Below are 26,266 nucleotides of genomic sequence, written 5' to 3' on the forward strand. Positions count from 1 at the left end.
CGCTAACCGCGGGCTTCTGGGTCGGAGTCATCTGCCTCGTCTACCGCCTGCTGCAGAAGCTCACCTGATGTCCGACCGCCAACTCGCGCTGTTTCCCAGAGTGGGCCGTATGAAGATCATCGGGATAGCGGGCAAGGCAGGTTCCGGCAAAGACACTCTCGCCGGATACCTGGTAGCGAACCATGGATTCGTGCGCGTTGCGCTCGCAGATCCGCTGCGCCGCTTCGTCTCGGATATCACCGGCCTAAGCATGGATGAGCTGACCGCAGGTCCTATGAAAGAAGCCCCGCTGCAGTGGCTGGGCGGGACCTCCCCGCGTCGCTTGATGCAGACCGTAGGCACAGAGTGGGGTCGCGACATGATCGACCGGGACCTGTGGCTCAAGGTGGCTCGTCGCCGGATCGAAGCGGCCGATGCCGCTGGCGCAACGGGCGTGGTGATCCCCGATATCCGCTTTGAGAACGAGGCGATGCTGGTCCGGGGTATGGGAGGCGAAGTGGTCGTGGTGGAGCGCCCTGACGTGGCTGCAGTTACTACGCACTCCAGCGAGAGGCCGCTGGCATCTGGTTGCGTGGACAGCGTAATCCCCAACGACGGATCGCTGCGAGACCTCGAAATCTACGCGCTCGGCTTGGCGAATTAACCCTGCCTCTAGAGGGAAAACCCACGGGTTTTCCCAATTTTAGTGTCCATCAAGTTCACCAAGAGAACCCATGAATATCCCGCTAACCGCCGACGAGCTGATAGACGAACTGGCGCGCGTCTACCCCGAGGTCGTGTTCGACCCGGAACTTCCCCGCGAGGAGTTCCTGCTCAAGTCGGGCGAACGGCGCCTGATCCTCCGACTGCTGGCCGCGCGCGAGCAGGAACACGAAGACGCCCGAGGCGGCCGCTGATGTGCAGCTCCCCCAAGGTGAAGGAGACCAAGACGGAGACTCCGGACATCCTGGTCACGGCACGTGACGGCGCTGGAGCCTCGCAGTCGGCTCAAGCCCGGAAGAAGTCCGGCCTGCGCACCGACCTGAACTCCCAGCTCTACCAAGGACTGACCATTCCGCGTGGCTGACGCCGCCAAGATCGCCGTTTCCGCAAAGGAACGCTACGACACGCTCAAGACCAACCGAAACGACGCCGAGACCCGCGCCAAAGCGTGCGCCAAAGTCACCATCCCGTCCCTTTTCGTTGACCCCAAGCAGAAGTCACAGACCTTTACCACGCCCGTGCAGGGCACAGGTGCCCGATGCACCAACGCCGTAGCCAATGCGCTGCTGCTGGCCGTCCTGCCGCCCAACATCACACCGTTCACCCTGAAGCCTGACCTGTCCGAATCGGACAAGCTCATGCAAGAAGCCGGCATCCAGAAGGGGGAACTTGAATCGGCGCTCTCGGAAATCGAGCGCGCCGTGATGGACGAAATCGAAGCCGGCGCACAGCTTCGCTCGGTCTTGGCGGAGGGCTTCAAGCACTCCGCCGTGATCGGCAACTGGCTGCTGTATGTGCCCGACGAAGGCCCCGGCAAGCTCTACCCGTTGACCTCCTACGTCGCGGACCGCGATGGCTTGGGCAACGTCCTGGAAATCGTCACCATCGACATGATCGCCGTGCAGCTACTGCCGGCAGAAGTCCGTGAGTCGATCCTGGGCAAGCTGTCAGAGACCGAGCGGCAGAAGAAGCTGTCGGAGGACACCGAGCTTTACACCCGTGTGTACCGCGACGAGAACAACGAGAACTGGCTGTGCTACCAAGAGGTCGAGGGTGAAATCATCACCGGCTCCGATGGCACGTATCCAATCGACGCTCCGCCGTGGATTCCGCTATCGATCCCCCGACCGACCTCTGAAGACTACGGCCGCGGCCTGATCGAAGACTACCGCGGCGAGTTCGAAACTCTTGAGGCGCTCCGAAAGGCGCTCCGCAAGGGCGCTGCAGCAGCAGCGAAGATACTCTTCTTCCTGAAACCTACCTCTCCGATGAAGCCGGAACAGCTAACCAAGGCTGAGTCTGGCGCATTCGTCCGCGGCGACAAGAACGACGTGTCCCTGCTGGGCCTGGAGAACAAGCTGCAGGACCTCTCATTCGTCCGCAGCGAAGCCGACAGCACCGCCCGCAACCTGGAGCTGGTGTTCGGCGTGGGCACCGCTATCCAGCGGAGCGGCGACCGAGTGACCCGAGAAGAGATTCAGTATCTCGCCCGTGTTCTCGAAGACAACCGAGCGGGCGTCTACTCGATCCTCGGTCCAGAACTGATGCACCCCCTGGTGCGCCGCATCTTGTTCCGCCTGCAGAAGAACGGGGCAATCCCTGAACTGCCAGACGGACTCATCAAACCGCGCATCACCGTAGGCGTTGCCGCACTCGGCCGCGGCCACGACTTCCAGAAGCTAGTCGAATTTGGCGAGACCGCCAAAGGCGTAATGGGCGAATCGGAAGCAGGCCGGCGTATCGACTGGGGCGAATGGCTGTCCCGCCTGGGCGCAGCCGCTGACATTTCCACCAAGGGCCTGGTCCATGACCCCGAGACGGTCCAGCAGAACGACCAGGCATCCGCAATGCAAGAGGCCGCTGTGCGCGCCGCACCGAACATGGTGAACGGAGCGATGGCAGGCGGGCCTCCGAATATGGAGCAGTAATGCCGAAAGCAAAGACCGCGCCCGCAGCCGCAGACGTGGCGACCACTACCGTTGCCTCCGAGGCACCGGCGGTTGAAACCAACACGGCTCCGGCCGTTGCACCTGAAGCGCCGAAAGAGAACCCGAAGCGCAAGTCGTTCCCCGTGGTGACCCGCAAGGGCGCCGTCGTGGTGACCGAATTCGTTGACGGCACCATTCACTACAACGCCGTGGGGGCCGCCAAGTGACCGACGCTGTAACCGAAGGCCAAGACGCCATGTCCGGCGCGGGCGAGCAGACCGGGACCGCAAATCAGTTCGGGGGCTACTCCTCCGTCGAGGAGCTGGTCGCTGCCCACGCCGCACTCAAGGCCACGCAGGTCGAGCCGACCGGCAATTCCGGCCTGACCGCGAAGAAGGAAGAAGAGGCATCCGCAGGTGCCGAAGACAAGGGCGACGAATCGGCCACCACCGACGAAGCCGCTGCCGACGCACTGAAGGCCGCCGGCCTGGATCAGACCGTGTTCACCAAGGAGTTCGCCGAGACCGGCACCATCTCCGCGGAGAGCTTCGCGTCCCTGGAGAAGGCCGGCTTCCAGAAGGACCTCGTCGAGGTCTACCTGGACGGTCTGAAGGCTCGACAGGCCACCTACGAGGCAAGCATCTTCGCCCCCGCTGGGGGCAAGGACGGTTACACCAAGCTTCTGCAGTGGGCCGGTAAGAATCTTGAGGACGCCGACATCGACGCCTTCAATTCAGCAGTGACATCGGGCGACGCCGCCCGTGCCAAGCTGGCAGTCGCCGGCCTGGCCGCGCAAGCGAAGCAGGGCACCCCTACCCTGCTGACCGGCAAGGCTGGCGCAGCCGATGGCGTCAAGCCCTACGCCTCTCGCGCTGAAGTACAGGAAGCGATCCGCAACCCGAAGTACCGCACCGACCCAGCGTACCGCGACGCCCACATGGCTCGCCTGCGCGTCTCCAGCCTCTACTGATCCGCCCCAAACCCATTTCGCGCCGCCCTCGTCAATGACCAGGGCGGCGCACACCTATTCCCAAAGGAAACTAAATGACCGATTCCATCCCGAGCCGCCTGGGTCAGATCAACAAGCAGGGCGACGAATGGGCGTTGTTCGTCAAGAACTACACCGCCGAGGTCGATTCCTCGTTCGTGGAAAACTACAAGCTGGAGGGTCGCGTTATGACGCGCACGATCCAGGCCGGCAAGTCCGCATCGTTCCCGGCAATCGGCAAGGTCGGCTCGCGCTACCACGTGCCGGGCACCGACATCCTCGGCTCGACCGTGGACCACAACGAGCGCATCCTGACGCTCGACCCGATGCTTATCTCCGACGTATTCATCGCCAACATCGACGAGGCCATGAATCACTTCGATGTGCGCGGCGAGTACACCCGTTTGCAGGGCGCCGAGCTTGCACTGCAGCGCATGAAGAACGAGCTGCGTTGCGCCATCCGTGCAGCCCGGATCACCGAGTCGGTGGTTGACGGCCAGCCAGGCGGCCTGCGTATCGTCAACGCCGCGATGCTGACCGACCCGGTCGTGATCGCCAAGGCGTTCCGTGCGGCTCGCCAGAACTTCGACGAGAAGGGCGTGAGCGAGAACAGCGCCGAGTTCACTGGCGCGCTGCGCCCGGCCCAGTACTACTTGTTGACGGAGAACAAGGACCTGATCGACCGGGACATCAACACCGAGTCGAAGGGCAGCTACAACGATGCCGTGATCGCATCGATCGCTCGTATCCCGCTGCTGAAGGTCAACGCTCTGCCGGGGACCGACGAGACCGCCGATGCTTCGCTGCAGGCCAAGTACCGCGGCGACTACAGCGGCACTGCTGGCGTCATCTTCCACCGCTCGGCGGTCGGAACCCTGCAGCTCCTGGGCCTGTCTGTCGAGGACGTGTACCAGGGCAACAAGCAGGGCACCCTGATGCTGTCGAAGTACGCGCTGGGCCACGGTGAACTGCGTGGCGACGGCGCTGTCGAGCTGTCCACCAAGTAATCGACCACCAACCGGGGGCCTCTCAACAGGGGCCTCCGGTTTTTTTTCACTTCCTGAGAACCGCATGGACCTGACCCCTACCACCGAGCTTGACGCCGTTAACGAGATGCTCGGCGTGATCGGTGAGCAGCCCGTAAGCGAGCTGGAGGCCGTGGGCAACACCGACGTTGCCATCGCCATCCGCACCCTTCGCGGCGTATCGCGCGAAGTACAAAGCGCCGCCTGGTGGTTCAATACCGACGACAGCTACACCTTCGTCCTCAACACTGAGGGCAAGGCTCTGCTGGTCAACCAAATTCTGAGCATCCGGCCGACCGGCCGAGGTGCCGCACGCATCACCCACCGCAACGGCTTCCTCTACGACCTTTCCAATGCGACGGACGTGTTCGAGGCCGCTGCTGCACCGACCGCCAAGGTCGTGTGGTTCTATGACTACGAGCTGCTGCCAGAGACGGTACGCCGATACATCGCCATCCGCGCGGCGCGCATCTTCCAGAAGAACGTGCTTGGCAGCGAGTCCCTCAACGGATTCACCGAAGACCACGAGGACGCCGCCCTCGCGCTCCTGAAGGACGAAGCCTTCGACTTCGAGTTCGCAGCCGGCGCCAACTTCCTCAACGACGACACCGACACCTCCGCCATCGCAACCCGCACTTGAGTCTCGAAACCGGAACCTATCCGTCCTTCTTGGGCGGTGTCTCCCAGCAAGACGCATCCGTCCGCAACGCAACACAAGTCGCCGATGCCCACAACGCCTGGCTCCACGCCGCGATGGGCACCGGCAAGCGCCCGGCAGCTCAGTTTCTCAAGGTCCTGGGCAACGACATCGATCACATGGCGCACTTCCACTCTATCGTCCGCGACCAGGCTGAGCAGTACCTGGTGGTCGTCGAAAATGGCAGAGTCCGCGTGTTCGATCACGAGACCGGCTACGAGTACGACGTGCTAATGGCTGAAGGCTCGGCCGCATACCTGACCACAGACAAGCAACCTTGGTCCGTGTTCCGCGCCTGCACCCAGGCCGACACCACCTTCGTGGTGAACACTCAGGTCACCGTCAAGATGAGCGCTGAAAAGGCGCCTGGTCGGATCACCGGCAGCGTCCAGGTCTTCACTGATCTACCCAAGCCTGAAAAGAACGTTGTGGTCCCCAATGGGGTCATCTACGAAGTCATGGGAGCCAACGGCAACAACGCCGACAACTTCGTCGTCCAGCGTGCCGGCAAGGGCGTGTGGCAAGAGATAGCCCGTCCCGGTGCGCTCAACACGTTCGACAAGACCACGATGCCGCACCTGCTTAAGCGCATCCCCGATGTGACCCACGGGGATGGCTTGGTCTTCAGCTTCGGCCCGATGGATTGGGACAAGCGCCTCGCAGGTGACGACACCACCATCGGTCCTCCGAGCTTCGTGGACGAGAAGATCCGCGACGTGTTCTTCCACCGCGGCCGCTTCGGCGTGCTGTCCACGGAGAACTGTTGCATGTCGGAGATTGATCACCCGTTCAACTTCTGGCGTACCACCACCCAGCAGCTCCTCGACAGCGATGTCGTGGACTTCGCGGTCAACTCCCGCGGCGTGGCGCAGCTTCAGTTCGGCGTGCCGTACCAATCGGCGCTCCTGCTGTTTGGCGACAGGTCCAACTTCCAGATGACCGCCGACCCGATGCTGACCCCGAAGACTCCAACAGTGAACGAGCTGGTCAACTACGAGTGCTCGCTCTACGTGCGCCCGCAGCTGCTGGGTGACACCCTGTACTTCGCGTCCGACTCGGGTGCCTACACGGCGATCCGGGAATACTTCGTCAACGACGTGTCGATTACGGGCGACGCAGCTGACGTGACTGCGCACGTACCGCGGCTCGTGTCCGGCAAGCTCCGGTCGATGGCCGCCGTGCCCGGCGCCGACTGCCTCCTGGTCGCGCCTGTCGATTCTCCATCGCAGCTCTACGCGTACTTCGTCCGCTGGTCCGGCGACGAGAAGTCGCAGTCCTCCTGGTCGCGCTGGGACATTTCCGGCGTCGGCCGTGTAGTCCACATCCATGCGGTCGCCGATGACGTGTTCGTCGTGGCCCAGTCGCCCGGCGGCGGCGTCGAACTGCTGAAGCTGTCGCTGTCCTTGATCCAGGAAGACGGCGACTTCGCAAAGGCGTATTCGTTCCTGCTGGACCGCATGGCTGTGCTGCAGCCGAGCTATTACGCCTTCGGCAACTACACCGACATCAACCTCCCGTACACCCTCGCAAGTCTAGCGGGCCTGACCATCGCAAAGACCGATGACTGGGCGCAGCCGGGCGAGCTGCTGGACATGACGGGCGCCGCGCTCATCAACGGCGGCATGGGCATCCGCTTTCAAGGCAACCTGGCGGAGGGGCGCCTGGCTGTGGGCCAGAACTACGACTTCTCCGTGGAGCCATCGCGGGCCTATCTGCGCGACGGCAGGAACAACTCGGTCCTGGTCGGCCGCCTGCAGATCCGCGACATAACTGTGGCATACAAAGACGCCGCGTTCTTCGAGGTTGAGGTCATCACCCGCGGCCGCGAGCGCGACCCGCAGTCCTACCTGGCATCCAACGCTGGCCTGATGACTGGTGTGGTTATAGGCGACGCTTTGTTCCGCACCGGAACCCCGACGTTCCACTCCGGCGAGCGACGGTTTCCTGTCCAAGCACGAGCGGACAACTGCCGCATCGTCATCAAAAACCGTCTGCCGTTCCAGTGCTGGTTCCAATCCGCGCAGTACCGCGCACTGTTCTCTTCAAGGAGCACCGTTTGACCGTTCTCGAATACCGTCCGCCGACCTCGGGGGACATCCTGAGCGTCGCCGCTCGTATGCGGGACGCCGACGTTCTGGAGGTCGCCGCCGCGTGCGGCGACACTCCACATCAAGCTTTGCTGCGCTCATGCGATGACGCAGACGCCGTGTTCTGCATCGTCCTGGATGGGCACCCGGAGGGCATCTTCGGCGTCTCCTATCCGGGCGGACTAGGCGCCACAGTGTGGCTGCTGGGTACCGACGCCCTGAGCACCATCCCGCGACTCATGCTTACCGAGGGGCAGCGGATTGTGGACGGCTGGTGTGACGAGTTCTCCGTGCTGCACAACTTCGTGGACGACTCGAATGAGCCGTCGAAGCGCTGGTTGGCCGCGCTGGGATTCAACTTCTCCGAGCCGCTGCCCTACGGCCCCTCGCAGGTCCCCTTCCGCTACTTCTACAGGGCCGGCCATGTGTGACGGCGGCACCTTCTCGGTCCCCATTGCAATGGCGATCATCGGCGCAGGCACTGCTGTCTACCAGGGCAAGCAGCAGGCCAAGGCCATCCAGAAGCAGATGGACAACGAGCAGAAGCAGATCGACTCGAAGGCCCAGGTCGATACCAACAACCGCATGGCCGAGATGCGCGCATTGCGTGCAACGGCGCGCGCATCGGCAGCAGAGGCGGCAGTGGGCGGCAACTCGCTTATGGCCATCGACTCGGACATCCAAGCCCAGGCCGGGCGCGACGTGGCGATAGTCGAAGACAACCGCAAGCGCGGCGTCGAGACAGCGAGCATTGACGCCCAGGCGCGCGCGCGCGTGAACAAGGCCGAGACCATTGGCGGCGCCGCCACGTCGCTGGCGGGTGGTGCATCCAGCGCCTACGGCAATTACCAAATCAAGAAGCGAGGAGACACCTGATGCCCCGTTCGAATTCGCGTGGCATCCAACGCCGCGCGGTAGCCGAGACCCGCGCGACCGCACCTGAGCAGTACCAGGTCCAGACGAGCGGTGCCGAAGCACAGAGCTACTCGGCAGTCTCGCAGGTCACTGCAAGCGTGCTCGGGCGCCTGTCCGCTGCCGCCAACGGCGTGGTCCAGCAGCGCGCCGTACAGCAGAACCGAGAGGACAGCGTCGCCGGTCAGGCAAAGCGCACGCAGGAGACCGTCGAGGGCACTGCCGCGCAGTCGAAAGACGCGCTGTCTAGCTACACCCCGGCATTCCGCCGCGGCTACTACGTGTCCGAAGCGGCCAACAGACTGTCCGAAACACGCCTGTCGCTGACCAAGCAGCTTGCGCAGATGGAACCTGGCGACGACCCGCAACCGATCATCGAGCAAACGATGGGCGGCCTGCTGAAGCAGAAGGAGTTCCAAGACCCCCAGGTCATGGCGCAGCTCCAGCCCGCCATCCAGCAGATGCGCGAACAGGTCCTTCAGGTCCACGCGAAGTCTGAGGTCGCTGAACTGCTGGAACGCCAATCGGAGAACATGACGAGCCTGGCCCGCACGTGGGTGCAGGATGGTTCGCTCCGCTCGCCGGAAGGCCGCACGAAGTTCCGCGAGATGCTCAACACTGAGCAGTTCGCCTACCTCGACCACGACGACGCCGACGACATCATCTCGGCCGCCTATGTGGACCTGATCCAGTCGGGCGAGGTCGATGTCACCTCGGCCACCGAGGCCCTGAAGCAGACCAGCGACGGCGAGAGCGTCCCGCTATGGGATCGCAAGAACAAAAATGGCTCCTCTTGGGCAGACCAATTCACCACCGCAGCGAAGGCCGGCGCGGCGATCCAGCGCAAGGCTTACGAAGAGAAACAGGCCACAATCCAGGCTAGCTTCGAGTCGGAGTATCAGGCGGCGGCCAGTTACGGGCGACTTTCCGACGCGAAGATCAACGCCACCGCAGGCCGCCTGGGCCTGGTCGGCACCGACCGTCTCTCCTTCGTCCGCCACTGGATCGACCAGAACCAGGCCGGCATTCGCCGCCTGGAGCAGGAAGCCAAGGAAGCCGCGCGCCACCGCGAGGTCATCGCCACGCTCAACGCCGGCAACGGACTGACGCTGGAAACCGCGCGACTGGAGAAGTCCGCGGGCGCTGAGTGGACCGCTGCCGTCAAGAGCGGCGACCCCAAGGCGCAGGCTGGAGTGATCGCGAGATACACCAAGTACGGGGTGGTCATCCCTGCCCTAAAAGACCTGATCGGACGGACCACCGCCGGCAACCTGACGCAAAACTACGCCACATACAAAGCCATCGCCGACGTTGATCCCATCGTTGCGGCCCGCTACGTGTCAGACGACAACGCTGTCCTGTTCCAGGAGTACCACGAGAACAGAGCGACGTTCGGGATGAGCGACCAGGAAGCCTTGGCGGCGATCCAGCGGCCCGAACAGAAAGCGGTTCGCAGCGAGGTATCCACACGCATCGGCCGCGCTGCGACGGCGTTCTTCAAGAAGACCGACGAGATGCCCGACGGAACTCCGCTACCGCCGTGGATGCAGGCCCGCGTGCAGAATGAGGCCACACGTCTCGCTATGCGCAATCCGATGGCACCGCCTGAAGTTGCAATTTCGGCAGCGTTCGCACGTGTCAAAGGCGATATGACAAAGGTCAACGGTCGATGGGTTGCTCGTGGCGGCATGCGCTCCGGCGCAGAGCCTGGCGTTGATCTTTTCGTGAAGCGCGCGGCCCAGGAGGCAGTTCGCCAAGGGATCATTCCGTCCACTGCAGTGGACAAGGTGTACGCAGCCCCGGCCCAGGACGATCCCAATGTGTTCATTTTGCTGCGCGGCGACCAAGGCTCTGACGGCATGCCGATCATGAGCAAGGACAAAGTACCGCGCCCGGTCGTGTTCGATCCCAGGCAGACCGCCGCCCGAGTCCAGCAGTGGCAGCGAGACGAAGCTGAGAAGCAAGCGCGCTTTGACCAAGAGCATAAGCCGAAGAACACCGTCTTCGGCATAGACCCAGCTGCGGCCGTCGCCCAACGCACCGCCAAGGGCGACCCGACCCGCAAGCCGTCTGTGCAGAAACTCGGGGACAAGGCGCCGGAGTTCAACCAAGCCGAACGTCCTGCGAGCACCGACTTGTTGGACTACCTCTCAACCTTCAAGGACTAGGAACTGAATGCCGACCAGCATCTTCGACCTCGCTGTACCCGAAAAGCGCGACATCAATGAAGTCGTCGCCGAAGCGGATATCCGCAACGAGGGCGGCCACGTCGCCCGCTACATGCGCCGTAAAGAAGCCGAGCGTGTTGCTGAAGAGCGCCGCGACGGCGCGGAATTCGGGGAGCTGGTCGGCGCTGCCCAGGTTAAGGGTGGCATCGGCTTCCTCCATCGCGGCTGGCAAGAAGATCATATCGCCAAGTACGACCCGGACTGGAAACTTCCAGACGACTTCCAAGAAGAGATGGCGACATACGGCATCTCGCCTGGTCAGTGGGAACTCTTCGGCCGCGCGACATCACAGGAGCACTACGAGCTGCTGCGAGAATTCGCCCTCCAAAACGAGATGGTGAAGGAAACTCAGTCCCAGTTCGGCGTGGCGGCGAACCTGGCCGCAGGCTTCACTGACCCAGTGGCCTTCGCGGCCGATGCTGCTACCGGCGGCCTCTCTCGCGCCGCACGCGCGGGGCGCATGGCAAACGCCGTTCGCGCAGGCTTGGTCGCAGCCGGTACCAACGCCGTCATGGAGCTGGGAAACTCACAATTCGACGCGGAGGTCACTGGCGCGGATGTGGCCCTCTCGGCTGCCTCGGGCTTCGTACTCGGCGGCGCACTCGGCGCACATCGCGGTGAGAAGTGGGCACACCCTGAGAAGGTGATGGATCTAGCGCGCCGCGACATCACCGGCTCAGCGCAGAGCATGGGCGCAGCCAAGGTGGACGGCATCGCAGACAACCCGGTGCCGGGCATCTCCGAGCGCAATCTCTCTGACGCAATGGAAGAGCACCGCGCGCGGGGCGTGGACGAGGCGGGCATTCGGCCGGCCTTCGCTCCTGCCCGCCTCTCGCTGGCAGCCAAGATGGGCAATCTAAAGGACTCGACCGCACGCGGCGTATCCCGCTGGCTATTCCGAGATGGCGTCGGCTACACCGACCGAAACCTCGCGGTGAAGCAGTCAGCCGGCGAGTACGCGGCGCTGAACCGCTCGGTCCTGGAGACGCAGATGCACCGCGGCTACCAGGCGGCGTGGACTGAGGCCCGCAAGGCGAATGGCCTGTCCCGCTGGGATCGCGGCGGCGAGATGGAGTGGTCCCGCAAGGTGGCCGACGCGCTCCGCGGCGTAAAATCGGACGACCCAACCGTGACCCAGGCAGCGAGCGCGTTGCGTCCTGTGCTGGACGCCACGTTCGACCTCGGCGTCCGCTCGGGTGTACTGGAGCACGGCAGCAAGAACCTCGACTACTTCCCCCAGGTCCAGTCCAAGCAGGCGTACCAGCGCATCTTCGGAGAGCTGGGGCTGAGCGAAGACCAGGGCGTTGAGCTGTATAAGCAGGCCATCATCGCCGACATGCGGAAGAACGGCGACGCGAGCAAGCTGGAGAAGTTCGACGAAATTGCCGGCGACTACGAAGGGACTTCGGACCGTGCGCTTCGTGCGCGCGAGAAGGCAGACGACTTGGGCGCGCTGACCGCGGACCGCCAGGCGGCCGTCCGGTCCGCCGAAGAGGCAATGGACGCCCTGAAGGACATGCCCGGCAAGATGGGCGAGCGTCGCCGCAAGGCTGCCCAGCGCCGCATTGAAGACGCCACACGCAAGCTACAGCGCCACGACGAGCGCCTGGACAATGCCAAAGCCGGCCTGAAGGACGCGCTGGAGCACGAGCAGAAGACGCTGCACGCCAAGAGGCAGGCCAAGGCTTTGGCCGACGACGGCGGCGTAGACGAGGAGCTGGCAGAGCTGTATGCGCGCGCCCTCATCAAACGCGGCTCGCAGCTTGTGACCGGCGAAACCTCCGCGCCCCTGCGGCCGCTCAACACCGAATCAGTGGAAGAGCTGACCGAGGCCCTGCGGGATGCTGGCGCGAGTGCCGAGAAGATCGCTTCGGTCCTGGGCCGTTACACCGCGCAGATGCAGGAAGGCGCTAAGGTCGGCGCCGCGAAGAAGCGCATCCGCTTCGACCCAAACACGCAGATGGCATTCAAGAACCGCTTCGGCGACGACGTGACCCTCAAGGTCACGGACTTCCTCGACAGCGACGCCACGCGTGTCATCTCCTCGCACATCCGCGAGGTGGTCGGCTGGTCGGCATTGGCCGAGAAGGGCGGCGTCCGCAACAAAGCGGAGCTGGATGCGCTGAAGGGCTTACTACGCACGGAGGCAGTCAAGGCCGGGGACAACCCCGAGACCACGCTCCGCATGCTCGACATCGGCGTCAAGTCGGTGATGGGCCGGACTACCGAAGAGAATCCGCACAGCACGTTCTCGCGCTGGTCGCGTGCCCTCCGGGACACGCAGTTCCTACGGGTGATGAACCAAGTCGGCTTCACGCTCTTCACTGAGCTGGGGCCAGTTGTCGCACACGCCGGGCTACTGAACACCGCTAAGTCGATCACATTCATCGGGGACTTCCTACGCCGCGGTGCGGACGGACAACTCAAGTCCGGCGAGGCTCGCTTCATTGAGGACCTCATCGCGACCGGCACCGAGCATCTGCGGAACCCGCCCTTCCTCCGCGTGGAGGATGACGCCTTCATGCCCTCCGTCTACGGCGACAGCCGCTTCGGCCGGGCAATGGAGAACACGACAATGACGGCGCAGCGATTCACCAGCGTCATGTCGGGCATGGCACCGATGAACACGGCCCTGCAGCGCATCGCGGGCCGAGCCACGCTGATGAAGCTGCTTCAGCTATCCAACGACGCACGCCCGCTCTCGAAGGGCATGGTGCGCCGGTTGCGCTCCTACGGCCTCGACCAGGATACGCAAGACACACTGTTCGCGTCCCTCAAGGGCATCAAGAAGGTCGAGGACATCACCGAGGCAACCTTGGGTCTGGCAGACCGCGAGCGAATCGCCGCTTTCATGTACCGCGTTACGCGCCAGCAAGTTCTGGAGGGCGACGCCAGCGATTCCATCATGCTGATGCACTCGGCAGGCGGAAAGCTGGTGACACAGTTCCGGTCCTTCATGGCCTACAGCTACGAACGTCACCTCCTGAACTCTGCCTATCACTGGCAGGACTGGCACACGTACCAGATGGTCATGCTGTCCGGCTCCATCGCGGGGCTGCAGTGGGCCGCACGTACCTACCTCAACACGATGGACGATCCCGAGAAGCGGAAGGAGCTGATGACCTACAAGAACTTCGCCGCAGCTGCAGTATCGCAGTCGTCGTGGGGCGGCATCGTGCAGCCCCTTGTTGACACCGCCCTGCCCCTCATGGGGGAAGACCCGGTATTCGCCAACGCCCGATCTACGGGCCTGTCTACGAACGTCGTGGGCGGTATCCCGGTCGTGGACTTCGCAAACAAGCTGGTGGCTGCGGCTTCGCTGCCAGCGCAGGCGCTCCGCGACGACCGCGAAGTGACGCGAAAAGAGCTGGAGAACGCCGCGAAGCTCCTGTGGTTCTCCAATCTCACGGGCTGGCAGAACATCCAACGCATGGCTCTCAAGGAGGCTGAGGAGCGCGGCTGGCTCGGCGACGGGACGGAAGAGTCTGCCGCACGCCGCGAGGAGCGCGAGGACGACAAGAACGCATGGACCGCAAAATCCCTCTTTGGCTTGGACACTGAATGATTGAAATGAGTCGCGGCCTCTCCTTCGTGGCATACAGCTACGAGGGAGGGCCGCTGCGCTTTGCCTGCACGTTCCCCTACCTCAAGCGGGAGCACGTGCGGGTGCTGGTAGGCGACCCCGCCTCCCCCCGAACGATTCTCGGCACGTGGATCAACTCCACCACCGTCGTGATTCCTGAGCAGTCCGAATACCTGGAGACGCCTTACAGCGTCCTCCTCCGTCGCATCACCCCCATCGACGACCAAGCCGTCCACTTCCAGGACGCCGCACAGCTTCCTGCAACCCAGCTCAACACAGCTGTTCGTCAGCTTCTCTACATCAACCAGGAGATGCGCGAGTTCGGCCTGGACGGCCATGGACTACCAGGCAGCGGCATTCCTGGAGGAGGCGGTGGCAACGTCCCCGACATCCAGACGATCATCGACCAGGTGGTCCAGTCGCCGGCCTATCAAGTACTGCAGGAGCGCATCCCGGAAATCGACGCCAACGCCGAACTCATCATGGAGGAGCTGCTGCGCTCCAACGAGTTCTTCGACACGAAGCGCGACTACGGTGACCGCATCTCCGAAGCCACCACACGCATCGCGCTGATTGAAGACGGCGACAAGGTGACGGCTGAGCAGATCACCACGCTGCTTGCGCGAATCACCCGCAGTGACGCCGACATCGCCGCGCAGTTCTCGCAGGTCAATCGCGCCATCGCAACCGAGACAGAAGCGCGGGTGCAGTCCATCACCGACTTGCATGCCCAGATCACCACTGAGACCGGCACGGCCGTTGCCCAGGCGGTGGACAGCATCGAGGTGATCGTCAATGGCGTCGAGTCGCGAGTGACCACTACGGAAGGCCGCTTAGCCTCACACGACGACGCACTCGCAGCCGCCAGCCAGGCCCTTGAGGTCGTCGCCGACGATGCGCAGGCGAGCACCGAGTGGCGCCAGCTCTTTGCTGCCCAGTACGGGCCGGTCGGCGCGAGCGGTACTTCCGTCGCGGCGGCAGTGAAGAACCAGATAAACACCAAGGCCACCCCGGCTGAGGCGCGCAGCATCGCTGCAGAATCGGTCACGGCTTTCGCCAACGGCACCTTCGCGGCCCTGCAGCAGCAGTACACCGCCTACGTGACCGCCAACGACCAGAAGTGGGGTGCCACGTGGTCCCTGCGGATCAACGGCGGCGACATCAACAACCCCATCGTGGCCGGCTTGGCCCTGAGCGCGACGCCGACCGGCTCGGACTTCGTGGTCCAGTCGGATCGCTTCGCCATCACCACGCCGAGCATCGGCTATGCGGCTCGCAAGTTCCCCTTTGTGGTGGGCACCGTGGGTGGTCTGAGCACCGTGGGCATCACCGGCCAACTCGTCGTCGATGGCTCGATCACCGCTGACAAGCTTCGGGTGAACTCCCTGGCCGCCATTACAGCCAACGCAGGCACGATCAACGGCGGCACCTTCAAAACGCACACGCTGGACGAGAACGGCAACGTCCTCAATGCTGCCGAGTTTCGCGTAGAGCTGTCCAACGTTGGCACATGGCCGGTATGGGTGGGCGCTGGCGACAAGAACGAGAACAACGCTGTGTTTTGGGTGGACCGCGCGGGCAACGCCGGATTCAAGGGCCGGGTCTCCGCACCGAACATCATCGGCAACTTCCAGCGCTACTCGACCTACAGTTGGTCCGGAGTCATCCAGGGTGCCGCAGGTGCTACGCCTGTGTTGGCACTAGAGGCTCCCGTGCTCCTTGGAGAAAGCCACGCCCCCATGCTCATTCTTGAGCTGGTATGCAACAACGGCTACGGCGATCCCTGCAGCGCATACGCGAAGCTGCAACGTCAGGTGGGAAATGCATGGATCGACTTAAAGATTAAGAACCTCTACCTACGAAGTAACCAGGTCGAGACCTTCCACTACCTCGTGATGGACTCTCCGACAAGCGCAGCACAGAGCTACAGAATCGTGCTCTCTGACTCAGGGAGCCGCTTCAGCAACTTCCAACTCGTGGAGGTTACCGGCTACGCAGTCGGCCTCCGCTAATCAACAAGGACCAAATGGCAGATACACCAGGCTACGTTTCCAATTCCGTGCTCGCCCAGCGAATCTCGGAGTTGGTCGATCGCTGGAATCGACGCGAGAACCAGATGATCGCGTTACTGACTCAACCCGCAGGCGAAGTCACAGTCACTGACGGGGTTGGCGTCGATCACACCCTACCGTCCTTCCTGCAGCTGTCCGCCGACGTTGCGGAGCTGGTGAACGACCTGACTGGCTCGGTTTCGCAGGCTTCGGACTTCGCCAACAATGCAAGGCTATATGCCGAAAGCGCCCAGGCGTCCTCTCAAGATGCTGCGGCTAGCGCTGACACTTCGGCGGAAAGCGCTCAAGAGGCGGGCAGCCACAGTGCAGCGGCGGCCTCAAGCGCGACCGCCTCTGCTGACACAGCAAGCGCGTCGGCAAGCTATGCCGACGCATCCGCCACTCACGCAAGCGCATCCGCAGCATCCGCAAACGCATCGGCCGCTAGCGCAAACGACGCGGACCAGTACGCCACCCGTGCAGCAGATAGTCGCAGCAAGGCGCTGGCATCCGAGAACGCGGCTTCCGCCCTGGTGGACCAAGCCGACGCTGCTGTGAGGTCCGCCGAAGGCTGGACCGACAAGTCGCGCTCATGGGCGACCAATGCGCCAGGCATCCCTGTCGAGGACGGCGAATACAGCGCACGCCACTGGGCAGCGCAGGCGCAGGCATCCGTCCTCGGCTCCTTGGTGTACATGGGGAGCTGGGATGCGAGCACTGGGAGCTTCCCGCAAGTGCCGGTCAAGGGTCACTTCTGGAAAGTAGGCGTAGCCGGCCGAGTAGCCGACGAAAACTACAACGTCGGCGACCAGATCGTCTACGACGGATCGGCGTGGGACAAGATCGACAACACCGAGCAGGTCACTTCCGTAGCCGGCAAGCAAGGAGCTGTCGCGCTCACCTCCGGCGACATTGGCGGACTGGGCGCTATGGCGACAAAGGACAAGGCCGCATGGACCAGTGACCTCTCCGGGATTCCCCCGACATTTCCTCCAAGTTCCCATACGCACACCAAGGGTGATGTCGGGCTATCGAACGTGGACAACACGAGCGACACCAGCAAGCCGGTGTCCAGTGCACAGCAAGCGGCACTCAACACTAAGGCTAGCTTGGCGGGCGCCTCGTTCACAGGAACGGTCGGCCTGGGCGGAGATACCGGGCTGAGCTACGCCCACACGAAGAATCGCCTCCTTATCCGCAATGACGATGGAAACGTGACCATCGATGCGGTCACCCCCAGCAACACGGCCTTCGACACCCTCCGCTTCCGCGGCTCGAACTTCCTGTTCAATGCGCAGGCCGTATGGCATGGCGGAAACTTCAACCCAGCAACCAAAGCCGATCTGGCCGGAGCTTCCTTTACCGGCAACGTCACCGCACCGAACCTCATCGCAGGCGGATCAGGTAACGGCGCATTCGTTCAAGTGGGAGATGACGCGCGGCTGGTAGACGTGGGTAAGGGCCACACAGCGGCTATTCAGAGCACCACCAACGGCAACGTCGGCTTCCTCCAGTTTGGCACTGGTGGGGCGCTAGGGTGGGATGGTTCCAGATTCACCTATAACTCAAACGAGGTGAAGCACACAGGCAACACTGGCTACTACGGTACCGGCGCAATCCAGCATTCGGACTGGAACAGTCAGGCAGTCACGGCTGGTGTGTGGATGGCTACCGGTTCGACGAACTCTCCCGACAACTCGTCGTGGTGGCTTGGATACGTATCAGTCCACAACGGAGACTGGATTCAGCAAGAGGTCGTTTCGTTTACCGAGTTTCCTCCGCGCCGCTACAAACGCCACAAAGCAGGCGGCACATGGCAGCCGTGGCGTCAGATGGCGGAGGTAGTTGTCTCCACTTCAGACCCAGGCGGCTCCGATGGTGTCCTCTGGATTCAGCCGTAAATGAGCGGCTGGAACCTCAAGTGGGGCGGAGGCTGGCGACAGCCCTCCGCCGTACGCCTCAAGTGGGGCGGACAGTGGATCACCCCGAGCACAATCCGCCTCAAGTGGGGCGGCGCTTGGGTGACCGTGTTCACCGCCTACGTGGCCGTGTCCGGCTCCGCGAGCGCTTCCAGTACCAGCTACAACCTCGGCCTTGCCTCAACTCCGCGCACGCGCGGCATGTCCACAAGCGCATCCGCAAGCGCGCGCGGTGGAAACGGAAACTACAGCTACTCGTGGTTCGTGGCTGGAAGCTCCGGCGTTACCGGCGCCTCTGTCTCAGGTAGCGGATCGTCTGCCACCGTAAGCGCCACCGCAACGCTGAATGCAGCTGGCTCAGTGACTGTCGGCTGCACCATCTCCGACGGCGTCTCGTCCGTAACGGTCTACGCCATCGCCAACTTCAACTACTACAACGCTGTCTAACTCAAAGGAAAACTTGACCAAAGACGAACTGACGCTCCTCGGCACTCTCGGTGCCGTAGGGGCGCTCATCGGCATCGGAAAGATGCTGGTGTCCGATGCACCCCTCAAGCCGCGCCAGGTCATTGGCCGCGCAATACTGCATGGCGGGCTTGGCCTCGCGGCCGCGGCCGTCGTCGTTGCAATCCCCGGCATCTCGCTGGTCGCACAGGTGGGCATTGCCTGCGTGTTCGCCTCGCTGGGCACCTCCGCTTTGGAGGCCATCTTCAACCGGTACATGAAGAAGTGAGCAAGGCCAGCAAGGATTCGATGGAGCGCCTACACGGCGCCATCGCTGACAAGCTGTCCGAGACCATCGAGGGCATGGAGGCTGGCGACAAGGGCCTGGCCGCGCTGCTGAACGTGGCCCGCCAGTTCCTCAAGGACAACGGGATCGACTCTGTCGCAACTCCCGACTCGTCAACCGCCCGTGTCGCCGATGCGGTCACCAAGCACCCGTTTAACCCAGCTGAGGCCCTGAAGCACCACTGATGGAGCCGACAGGGATCACTTCCCTGCACGCGATCCACCCATGGGAAGACTTCCGCAACTTCGCCTTCGACCTGTGGGCGCACCTGAACCTCCCGTCGCCGACGCCCGTCCAGTACGACATCTGTTCGTATCTGCAGCACGGGCCAAGGCGCCGGATGGTTCAGGCGTTCCGGGGCGTCGGCAAGTCCTTCCTGACGGCTGGATACGTGTGCTGGCTTCTGTGGAAAGATCCGCAGCATAAGGTCATGGTCGTGTCCGCGAGCAAGGAGCGTGCTGACGCATTCTCAGTGTTCGTAAAGCAGATCATCGAGACCTTCGAGCCGCTGTCCCACCTGCGCCCGCGCAGCGACCAGCGCAACTCTAACTTGGCCTTCGATGTCGGCCCGGCGTTGCCCGACCAGTCTCCATCGGTGAAGTCCGTGGGCATCACGGGCCAGCTCACTGGCTCTCGCGCCAACACGATCATTCCCGACGACATCGAGGTCGTGAAGAACTCGCAGACCATCGTGCAGCGAGAGAAGCTCGCCGAACTCATCAAGGAGTTCGATGCAGTGCTGAAGCCGGGCGGCCAGGTCATCTTCCTGGGCACCCCGCAGACTGAGGAGTCGCTCTACAACAAGCTGCCTGCGCGTGGCTACGACATCCGCATCTGGCCCGCGCGATTCCCGAAGGACCTCAAGCAGCGCATCGCCTACGGCGCACTGCTGGCTCCGATGATCGCTGAGTTGTTCGACGAGAACCCAGGCGTGGCCTGGATGCCCACCGACTCTCGCCGCTTCGACGAAGCAGACCTCCTGGAGCGCGAGGCGTCCTACGGCCGCTCGGGCTTCGCACTGCAGTTCATGCTCGACACCACACTGTCCGACGCCGAGAAGTACCCGCTCAAGCTGGGCGACTTCATCGTCATGGACGTGGATCGCGACGTTGCTCCGATCCGCGTTGTGTGGGCTTCGGGCAAACAACAGGTGATCGAGGAGCTGCCTTCAGTGGGCTTCTCGGGCGACCGCTGGCATTCGCCGCTGTACTTGGCGCCGGAAATGGAGGAGTACACCGGAGCGCTCATGACCGTTGACCCCTCCGGTCGCGGTAGTGACGAAACCGGCTACTGCGTGACGAAGATCCTCCGCGGCATGATCTACCTGCGCCGCTCGGGTGGCTTCAAGGGCGGCTACGACACCACGACTCTGGAGGGCCTGGCGCACATCGCGCGCGCCGAGAAGGTCCAGCACATCCTGGTCGAGTCGAACTTCGGCGACGGCATGTTCAACCGGCTGTTCGAACCGGTGCTCAAGCGCATCTACCCGTGCTCCCTGGAGGAGATTCGCCACACCACGGCGAAGGAGCGGCGCATCTGCGACACGGTCGAGCCGGTCCTCAACCAGCATCGCCTGGTCGTGGACAAGGCCCTGATCCGTGCTGACGCAGATGCGGACAACCACCACTACCAATTGTTCCACCAGCTCTCTCGAATGACCCGCGACCGTGGCGCTGTAAAGCACGACGACCGAGTTGAGCCGCTCGCCATGGCGCTCGCCTATTGGGCCGATCAGCTCGCTCGCAATGTCGAGGACGAGGAATCGCGCCGGGCGGAGGAGCTGCAGGACCAGGACTACCTCGACTTCATCCAGGCCGTCACTGGCCGCGCTGTGGACGAAGCCAACTTCTACGACAACTTCTAGGATTCAATGACCCCTGCAACCCAACTGTCGGCCCCGCTCGTGAAGACGAGCGAGGGCTGCAGGCTTGTCGCCTACCTCTGCCCCGCTGGTATCTGGACCATCGGCTACGGCCATACCAGTAAGGATGTCTACGCCGGCTTGAAGATCACTCAGGAACGCGCGGAGGCGCTGCTGGCGACCGACCTGGCCGCTGCCGCGGCCATCGTCCGCAAGTACGTCCGCGTGCCTCTCACAACGCCGCAGGAGGCTGCACTGGTGTCCTTCGCGTTCAATGTGGGCATGGCCCGGTTCTCTGGCTCCACGCTCGTGCGCCGACTCAACCAAGGCGACTACGCATGCGTCCCCGCGCAGCTCGCTCGCTGGAACAAAGGCACCGTCAGGAGCCAGCTCGTCGTGCTTCCCGGCTTAGTTGTTCGCCGCGCGGCAGAGTCAGCTCTTTGGAAGACCTCCGAATGAGGCGCCTACGTACCTTGCTCTTGGAGGCTTTACTGGCGCTGGCGCTAGGACAGCTTCTGTACCAACTTGTTGCTCACTTTCGGTGACATCCTTTGTCTCTTTTCTGATGGCACTGCACGCGGCCATTGGCGCGCGAGTAACGTTCCATGCGATATCGCTGCTTCTACGTGATCGCTTGGTCGTAGCACTTCGCCGACTTTCCTAAAACTCACGCAATGGTTCGCTTGGTAGACAAACTCAATGTGTCAATTAGTAGACAAAATCCGATTTGTCAATTTGCGTCAATTGCAGCCCATGCGGTACGCGAGTAGCGTTTTAATCGCGGCTCGGATGACCCGACCGCCTATTCGACAATAAGGAAATTACTGCCATGCTTTCTCGTGTATTTCTTCAGAAGCTGAGCTTCGCATGTGTCTTCGGTCTGAGCATTGTTGCCGGCGCTGCATCTGCGCAGCAGGAAAACTGGGTCATCACCTCCTCCACCACGACTTTTCAAGCCGGTTCTCCCGAGCTGAGCGCTCTTAAAGTTTGGATGAAGCAGCACTACAGCCGCGATAGCAAGTTGCCGCTCGGCGACGTGGATCGGTTGGGCACCGTTACAGTCACCAAGACGATTCTGCAGCCGGACCGTGCGACCGCCAGTGGTATCGGCTCAAATCCGCCAATTACCTCCCTACCACCTGGGGGGCAAGCCGGTGATTCAATTACGGTAAGTTCCTGCATCAATAAGCAGCAGGAGTCTTGGACCTTCGTGTGGGTCACTGACAAAAACGGCAACGGCACTTGGGCACTTCAGGCGTACCACGGAGTGAATGTGAAGTCTTGCCCTACTCCGGGCACCTAAGCCGAAGCAAAGCTAGCCAGAGTTCCCCAGCCGAGGCACATGGACGTGCCGCTGCTGAAGGTGCTTATCACAACAGGCCGCGGCGGTTAACCTAAAGAGCACTGTAGTTCCCCTTTAGGCTATCCACTCGTGTTTCTCAAGCATTGCCCCGCAGTCCTGACCTTCTCCATTCTGGCCGGGTGCGTTCAATCCCCTCCTCCGCTGCCTCCCGCGGCCCCCAAGGGTCTGATGGTGACTGCTGACCGCAGTCGAACTATCGTCGTTGGCGACACGTTTACCTGCGAAGGCCCCACGAGCGCCCACCCCGGAGACGGCGAGCTGCCTGACGCAGTCACCGCCTGGGTGGTATGTGTTCCGAAGGCGCCCTAAAAACGCCACATCACTACGTGCGGTTGTGGATTAGACAGCCCCGCGGCCTGTCCTGATGGTCTCCACGATGCTGGTTATCGAGTGGGCCTCCCTCTGGTAGCCGTCAGCGTGAGCAAGCCCGTAGGTTTCACCGACAAGCGGGGTAGTCGCCGCAGCTGCCTGCGCTCCGGTTGCTAGGACCTTCTCTACCATCTGCAACGTGACATCGTCTGCGGTGCTCAGAATCGCTTGGAGCGCGCCGGAAAGCGCATTAGCACGTCCTTCGAGTGAAGCCACCATCTTCAACAGCTCGTTATCGCTCATATCGCCCACCAAATGTTTGTCGGGAATTTCCGTAAGGGTATCTGACTCCGAAACGTCGCGCTGATCCCCCTCCGGGGGGCCGGCCACACACCGCCAGCACCGCGGCTGGCCTCTTCCCGAGCACTGCGCGTCACCTGAAGTGGCACCTGCCGCGCTAAACACCTGATTTGCCACGCCTCGCGATGGATTCCCTATCCATTCGCCACCACTTGGCGCACTGCCTGCGCACACTCGGCGCATTCGATGCGCTTTGCATGTTTGCGCGCCTGTCCTTGCCTATCTGTCGTTTTGCTCGCACGGCACCTGCCGACCACTGGCAGCACACCTTCCGGACCACTGCCGGCACTCTGCCCGCGCGCTCCGCCCTGGACGCACGCCGAGTACCGCCCGTGCCTCCTTGTAGTGCGCCGGCCGTGCCGACATTCCCACGCGCGCGCGCGCTGTCTATGGGATCGACTCCCACGCGCCTGGCACTGTGACAAGTCCCACACTCTTCAAAATATCCCTAAATAGGGACTTGACCCACATTAGGGATTGTATTACCTTATTTCCACCGGCAGCGTTACCGCCGGGCTGAACCACGAGCCGCCAAGTGCGGCGCTAGGGGAAGCGATCCGATACAACCGGCCCCGGCCCGTGCATAGCGCTACCGGGGCGGCCACCGAAAGGAACCGCAGGACTAGCCGAAAGGCCCCAGCGGAAACCACGAGGGCCACGGCGGCGAAGAGGCCGCACGGTTCGGGGGCGCTCTTGTCGGTTCATTATCCCTATATGGGGATATATATTGACACCGGGACAATCCCTAAGTAGGATATGTCCCACGGTTCGGCAACAACGGACCAGCATCAACCGGGCCTTGGGAGTGCTGCAAAGCGCCCTAACCGGGAGGAAGCGAAGCGCTGTAGTAGCGCTTCGGGTACCCGATCCAATGATCGGGGCCGCCCTTGCACGGGGCTTTAAACACGGTGCGGCACATGCAGCTAAGGGCCGGTAACCAATCTCCGCCCCAGCGACGCCGGACAGACGCATCCGGGGCAACGTCGAGGGGATGAATATGGCAAGGGAGAATTGGGGCGCACTGCATAGAAAACTGGCACGGCCAGATATTCCCACAACGTGGGGAGTCTGGCCGATCAAGCCTCTGATCGCATCGGGGGTTTGATCGGCTTGATTCAATCAGAGGAGACGCGGGAGTGCTCGACGCAATCGCATACGAAATCCCGAACGAAGACGTTATGAACACCGTGCGCTGGGAACTCGCTTGCTACCGCACGAGCATTGGCCGCACCGAAGCTTTGTCTGAATTATCCCTATTTAGGGATATATCCCCAATCGAGGAATGAAGGATGGCTGTCCTATCGCGCAGGAGGAACGGCAGAAGATCGGGCGCCGGCACTGGGCGGCCGGGATACCAAATGGCCCTTTCGGACACAACGGCCGCCGCAGCTGGCGGCCATACGGAGCATGGAATGAGCATTGATAAATACGCTGCGCCCCTGGAGCGCACGCTGGCGACTGCGCTGGTGGACCGGGCGTTAGCCGAGGGGCTGCTGGTGTCCGTCTTCGACGGTGGAGAGTTGGTGGTCAGCAGGTCGAACGACAGGACAGAGGTGCTAGAGGCCCTGGCGTCCACTGACGAAGACCGCCTGACCCTGCGGAACCCTGACGGGTCAATCTTCGGGCGCGTCTGGCTCATCTGGGGGAACGGCGCGGACCTCTTCAGCGACTGGTCCGATTCCGGCGAGCTAGACGACATGGTGTGGTCTATCATTGAAGCGCACGCACCATGAACGAGGAGGACGCCTTGAAGCTGACCAAACTGCGCGCCGAAGTGCGCAAGCTCAACCGCGAATCCGACAAGCTCATGCTTGAGACTCGCTGGTATCCGATGGTGGTCACCACGGCGCTGTTTGCGGCCGTTGCCGCGGTCATCAAGCTGTTCACCTAACCAGCACGGGCGCTGCCCTAGCGCCCCACCGGGCGGGCTGCCATAGGCCCCGGTGTCTGGTGGTGAAACTCTAGCTAGCACGCCTGGCTCGCCATAGCGGCGAACGCCTTGCGCTGCTGTAAGAAAAATCCTAAATCACCTGAGCCGCCCTTGAGGCGGCTTTTTGTTGTCCGGAGAAAGCAATGGACGCGCAAAAACGCATCATCGACCGCGACATAGATCAGTACACGGCGGATATCGAGCATCATTCTGCGCTGCTACTGCGCTGCGCCAGTGGGCAGGAATGGAAGCACCGTCAACGGATGAACTCCGCCGCCGCAGTGCTGAGTGCCCTGCGGGTGTACCACGAAGCTCTGAGGGATTCTGCATGACCGCCCCCCGCATCTACTTGGCCTGCCTGGCCTCCTACAACAACGGCCGCCTGCATGGCCGCTGGATCGACCTGGACGGCGCCAACCTGGACGACGTGCAGGGTGAGATTGCTGCGATGTTGCGCGAGTCGCCGTATCCAAACGTGACCGTTGAATGTCCCGAGTGCGACGGAGAGGGTTCGCTGGTGAGCGACGGCTCGACGAACCCGATTACTGTTGTCACCTGCGAAACCTGCAAGGGCACCGGCAAGGTTCCCAGCGCCGAGGAGTGGGCTGTACACGACAGCGAGGACCTGCCGGCCGGCTTCCGGGACACCGAATGGCCTGACTTAGCCAAGCTGATCGATCGGCTGGAGGAGCTGGAGGATCTGACCGACGACGAGCGGGAAGCCTTCGATGCCTTCGCGGAGGTCGAGGAGGAGCCGAGTGTCGAGACATTCCGCGAGCGGTACATCGGCGAGTTCAAGAGCTGGGCGGATATGGCTGAGCACTTCGTGGAGGAGTCTGGGCTGCTAAGCGAGGTACCTGAAAACTTTGCGCGCTACTTCGATTATGAATCTTATGGCCGGGATATGAGGGTATCTGGTGGAGCTTTCGAAAGCGATGGGCACTATTTCTGGAACCTTTGAAGTTTCAGGTGGCGCTGGAATGCAGTCTTGACATTACGATTCGCCCGCTTGATGCGCCCCTCACTGTCGCGCAGCGCTTCGAAACTAGACCCTTGAGAGCTTGCGTAAGCATCGGCCTGCGATATTCCGACCAAACTCTTTGCATACATCCGAATGTGGTCGTGATCCATTTTTACCAACTGCATGAAGCGCGTAACGTCTTCATCGAAGAGAAATGGAGCCTCCAACAAGCAGTCTTCAAACGTGGCCACAACCTTTTCAGGAAGCTCTTGGTACTGTCCTTCCGGCTTGTCATTTCTGTCACGGTGTGGCGGCCCCCTTCGCGCACGTATCTCCTCCATTAAACACTCAAGCATCGCGACAGTAGCCTTGTAAACCCGAAGCCTACGGTCATACGAATCAAGTCTAAGTTTTACGTCATTCGTATGCCACTGTGCCACTGCGACGGCTACGCCGAGTGCCGCCACGCCTGGCCCAAGGCTGGCCTTCATAAACTCCAAAAAATCTAGCATCAACCTTTCCCATTACAAACAACTGAATCAACGGCCGCCCAACAAGACAGCGCGCAACGT

General features: G+C 62.4%; 26 protein-coding genes. 23 read left to right on the forward strand and 3 right to left on the reverse strand.

Annotated features, from left to right (window positions below):
* The first annotated feature begins 67 nt into the window (after positions 1-67).
* The 20 genes from AB3X08_RS16590 to AB3X08_RS16685 all read left to right on the forward strand — a co-directional run bounded on the left by AB3X08_RS16590 (position 68) and on the right by AB3X08_RS16685 (position 22,074).
* On the forward strand, positions 68-643 hold the full coding sequence (locus AB3X08_RS16590) for an adenylate kinase (protein ID WP_369933913.1): 576 nt from the start codon (positions 68-70) through the stop codon (positions 641-643).
* A 70-nt stretch (positions 644-713) separates the two neighbouring features.
* Positions 714-896: a hypothetical protein gene (locus tag AB3X08_RS16595; RefSeq protein WP_369933914.1), complete on the forward strand. Its 183-nt coding sequence runs from the start codon at positions 714-716 to the stop codon at positions 894-896.
* Positions 897-1,058: 162 nt separating this feature from the next.
* A complete protein-coding gene (locus AB3X08_RS16600) occupies positions 1,059-2,630 on the forward strand; it encodes a portal protein (RefSeq protein ID WP_369933915.1) in 1,572 nt (523 codons plus the stop codon).
* Entirely contained in the window at positions 2,630-2,857 is a 228-nt protein-coding gene (locus AB3X08_RS16605; RefSeq protein ID WP_369933916.1) for a hypothetical protein, read from the forward strand. The genes AB3X08_RS16600 and AB3X08_RS16605 overlap by 1 nt, the downstream gene beginning before the upstream one ends.
* Positions 2,854-3,600, forward strand: coding sequence for a capsid assembly protein (locus AB3X08_RS16610; RefSeq protein ID WP_369933917.1), 747 nt, complete (start codon positions 2,854-2,856; stop codon positions 3,598-3,600). The genes AB3X08_RS16605 and AB3X08_RS16610 overlap by 4 nt, the downstream gene beginning before the upstream one ends.
* Positions 3,601-3,674: 74 nt before the next feature.
* The gene (locus AB3X08_RS16615) at positions 3,675-4,625 is read left to right on the forward strand and encodes a hypothetical protein (RefSeq protein WP_369933918.1); all 951 of its coding nucleotides are present in this window, start codon (positions 3,675-3,677) and stop codon (positions 4,623-4,625) included.
* Between the two features lie 64 nt (positions 4,626-4,689).
* Complete coding sequence (locus AB3X08_RS16620) at positions 4,690-5,283, forward strand: hypothetical protein (protein ID WP_369933919.1); 594 nt, start codon at positions 4,690-4,692, stop codon at positions 5,281-5,283.
* Positions 5,280-7,400, forward strand: a complete 2,121-nt coding sequence (locus AB3X08_RS16625; RefSeq protein ID WP_369933920.1) for a hypothetical protein — start codon at positions 5,280-5,282, stop codon at positions 7,398-7,400. The genes AB3X08_RS16620 and AB3X08_RS16625 overlap by 4 nt, the downstream gene beginning before the upstream one ends.
* Positions 7,397-7,858, forward strand: a complete 462-nt coding sequence (locus AB3X08_RS16630; protein WP_369933921.1) for a hypothetical protein — start codon at positions 7,397-7,399, stop codon at positions 7,856-7,858. The genes AB3X08_RS16625 and AB3X08_RS16630 overlap by 4 nt, the downstream gene beginning before the upstream one ends.
* A gap of 28 nt (positions 7,859-7,886) precedes the next feature.
* On the forward strand, positions 7,887-8,303 hold the full coding sequence (locus tag AB3X08_RS16635) for a hypothetical protein (RefSeq protein ID WP_369933922.1): 417 nt from the start codon (positions 7,887-7,889) through the stop codon (positions 8,301-8,303).
* A complete protein-coding gene (locus tag AB3X08_RS16640; RefSeq protein ID WP_369933923.1) occupies positions 8,303-10,507 on the forward strand; it encodes a hypothetical protein in 2,205 nt (734 codons plus the stop codon). Before AB3X08_RS16635 ends, AB3X08_RS16640 begins: the two co-directional genes overlap by 1 nt.
* Before the next feature lie 7 nt (positions 10,508-10,514).
* Positions 10,515-14,132 carry a hypothetical protein gene (locus AB3X08_RS16645; protein ID WP_369933924.1) on the forward strand — a complete coding sequence of 1,206 codons (3,618 nt, stop codon included), beginning with the start codon at positions 10,515-10,517 and terminating at the stop codon, positions 14,130-14,132.
* 5 nt (positions 14,133-14,137) lie between these two features.
* Positions 14,138-16,162, forward strand: coding sequence for a phage tail fiber protein (locus tag AB3X08_RS16650; RefSeq protein ID WP_369933925.1), 2,025 nt, complete (start codon positions 14,138-14,140; stop codon positions 16,160-16,162).
* Positions 16,163-16,176: 14 nt separating this feature from the next.
* The gene (locus AB3X08_RS16655) at positions 16,177-18,102 is read left to right on the forward strand and encodes a pyocin knob domain-containing protein (RefSeq protein ID WP_369933926.1); all 1,926 of its coding nucleotides are present in this window, start codon (positions 16,177-16,179) and stop codon (positions 18,100-18,102) included.
* A complete protein-coding gene (locus tag AB3X08_RS16660) occupies positions 18,103-18,567 on the forward strand; it encodes a hypothetical protein (RefSeq protein ID WP_369933927.1) in 465 nt (154 codons plus the stop codon).
* A 13-nt stretch (positions 18,568-18,580) separates the two neighbouring features.
* Positions 18,581-18,853, forward strand: a complete 273-nt coding sequence (locus tag AB3X08_RS16665) for a hypothetical protein (protein ID WP_369933928.1) — start codon at positions 18,581-18,583, stop codon at positions 18,851-18,853.
* Positions 18,850-19,095: a hypothetical protein gene (locus AB3X08_RS16670; protein WP_369933929.1), complete on the forward strand. Its 246-nt coding sequence runs from the start codon at positions 18,850-18,852 to the stop codon at positions 19,093-19,095. The genes AB3X08_RS16665 and AB3X08_RS16670 overlap by 4 nt, the downstream gene beginning before the upstream one ends.
* The gene (gene terL, locus AB3X08_RS16675) at positions 19,095-20,774 is read left to right on the forward strand and encodes a phage terminase large subunit (RefSeq protein WP_369933930.1); all 1,680 of its coding nucleotides are present in this window, start codon (positions 19,095-19,097) and stop codon (positions 20,772-20,774) included. The genes AB3X08_RS16670 and terL overlap by 1 nt, the downstream gene beginning before the upstream one ends.
* Before the next feature lie 6 nt (positions 20,775-20,780).
* Positions 20,781-21,230, forward strand: a complete 450-nt coding sequence (locus tag AB3X08_RS16680) for a lysozyme (protein ID WP_369933931.1) — start codon at positions 20,781-20,783, stop codon at positions 21,228-21,230.
* A gap of 370 nt (positions 21,231-21,600) precedes the next feature.
* Positions 21,601-22,074, forward strand: coding sequence for a hypothetical protein (locus AB3X08_RS16685; protein WP_369933932.1), 474 nt, complete (start codon positions 21,601-21,603; stop codon positions 22,072-22,074).
* 399 nt (positions 22,075-22,473) lie between these two features.
* Here AB3X08_RS16685 and AB3X08_RS16690 read toward each other — a convergent pair whose 3' ends face one another.
* Complete coding sequence (locus AB3X08_RS16690; protein WP_369933933.1) at positions 22,474-22,746, reverse strand: hypothetical protein; 273 nt, start codon at positions 22,744-22,746, stop codon at positions 22,474-22,476.
* A gap of 1,469 nt (positions 22,747-24,215) precedes the next feature.
* Here AB3X08_RS16690 and AB3X08_RS16695 point away from each other — a divergent pair.
* Positions 24,216-24,536 carry a hypothetical protein gene (locus AB3X08_RS16695; RefSeq protein ID WP_369933934.1) on the forward strand — a complete coding sequence of 107 codons (321 nt, stop codon included), beginning with the start codon at positions 24,216-24,218 and terminating at the stop codon, positions 24,534-24,536.
* A gap of 14 nt (positions 24,537-24,550) precedes the next feature.
* Complete coding sequence (locus AB3X08_RS16700) at positions 24,551-24,694, forward strand: hypothetical protein (RefSeq protein WP_369933935.1); 144 nt, start codon at positions 24,551-24,553, stop codon at positions 24,692-24,694.
* A gap of 74 nt (positions 24,695-24,768) precedes the next feature.
* On the opposite strand, the gene AB3X08_RS16705 is transcribed toward AB3X08_RS16700, so the two are convergent.
* On the reverse strand, positions 24,769-24,942 hold the full coding sequence (locus tag AB3X08_RS16705) for a hypothetical protein (protein WP_369933936.1): 174 nt from the start codon (positions 24,940-24,942) through the stop codon (positions 24,769-24,771).
* A gap of 119 nt (positions 24,943-25,061) precedes the next feature.
* Here AB3X08_RS16705 and AB3X08_RS16710 point away from each other — a divergent pair, with 119 nt between their 5' ends.
* A complete protein-coding gene (locus AB3X08_RS16710; protein WP_369933937.1) occupies positions 25,062-25,694 on the forward strand; it encodes an antirestriction protein ArdA in 633 nt (210 codons plus the stop codon).
* Here the strand turns inward: AB3X08_RS16710 and AB3X08_RS16715 are convergent.
* Positions 25,676-26,206, reverse strand: coding sequence for a hypothetical protein (locus AB3X08_RS16715; RefSeq protein WP_369933938.1), 531 nt, complete (start codon positions 26,204-26,206; stop codon positions 25,676-25,678). The two genes, AB3X08_RS16710 and AB3X08_RS16715, sit on opposite strands and share 19 nt — an antisense overlap.
* Positions 26,207-26,266: the final 60 nt, after the last annotated feature.

This window comes from Xanthomonas sp. DAR 34887 (assembly GCF_041245805.1).
GTDB classification, from domain to species: Bacteria; Pseudomonadota; Gammaproteobacteria; order Xanthomonadales; family Xanthomonadaceae; genus Xanthomonas_A; species Xanthomonas_A tesorieronis.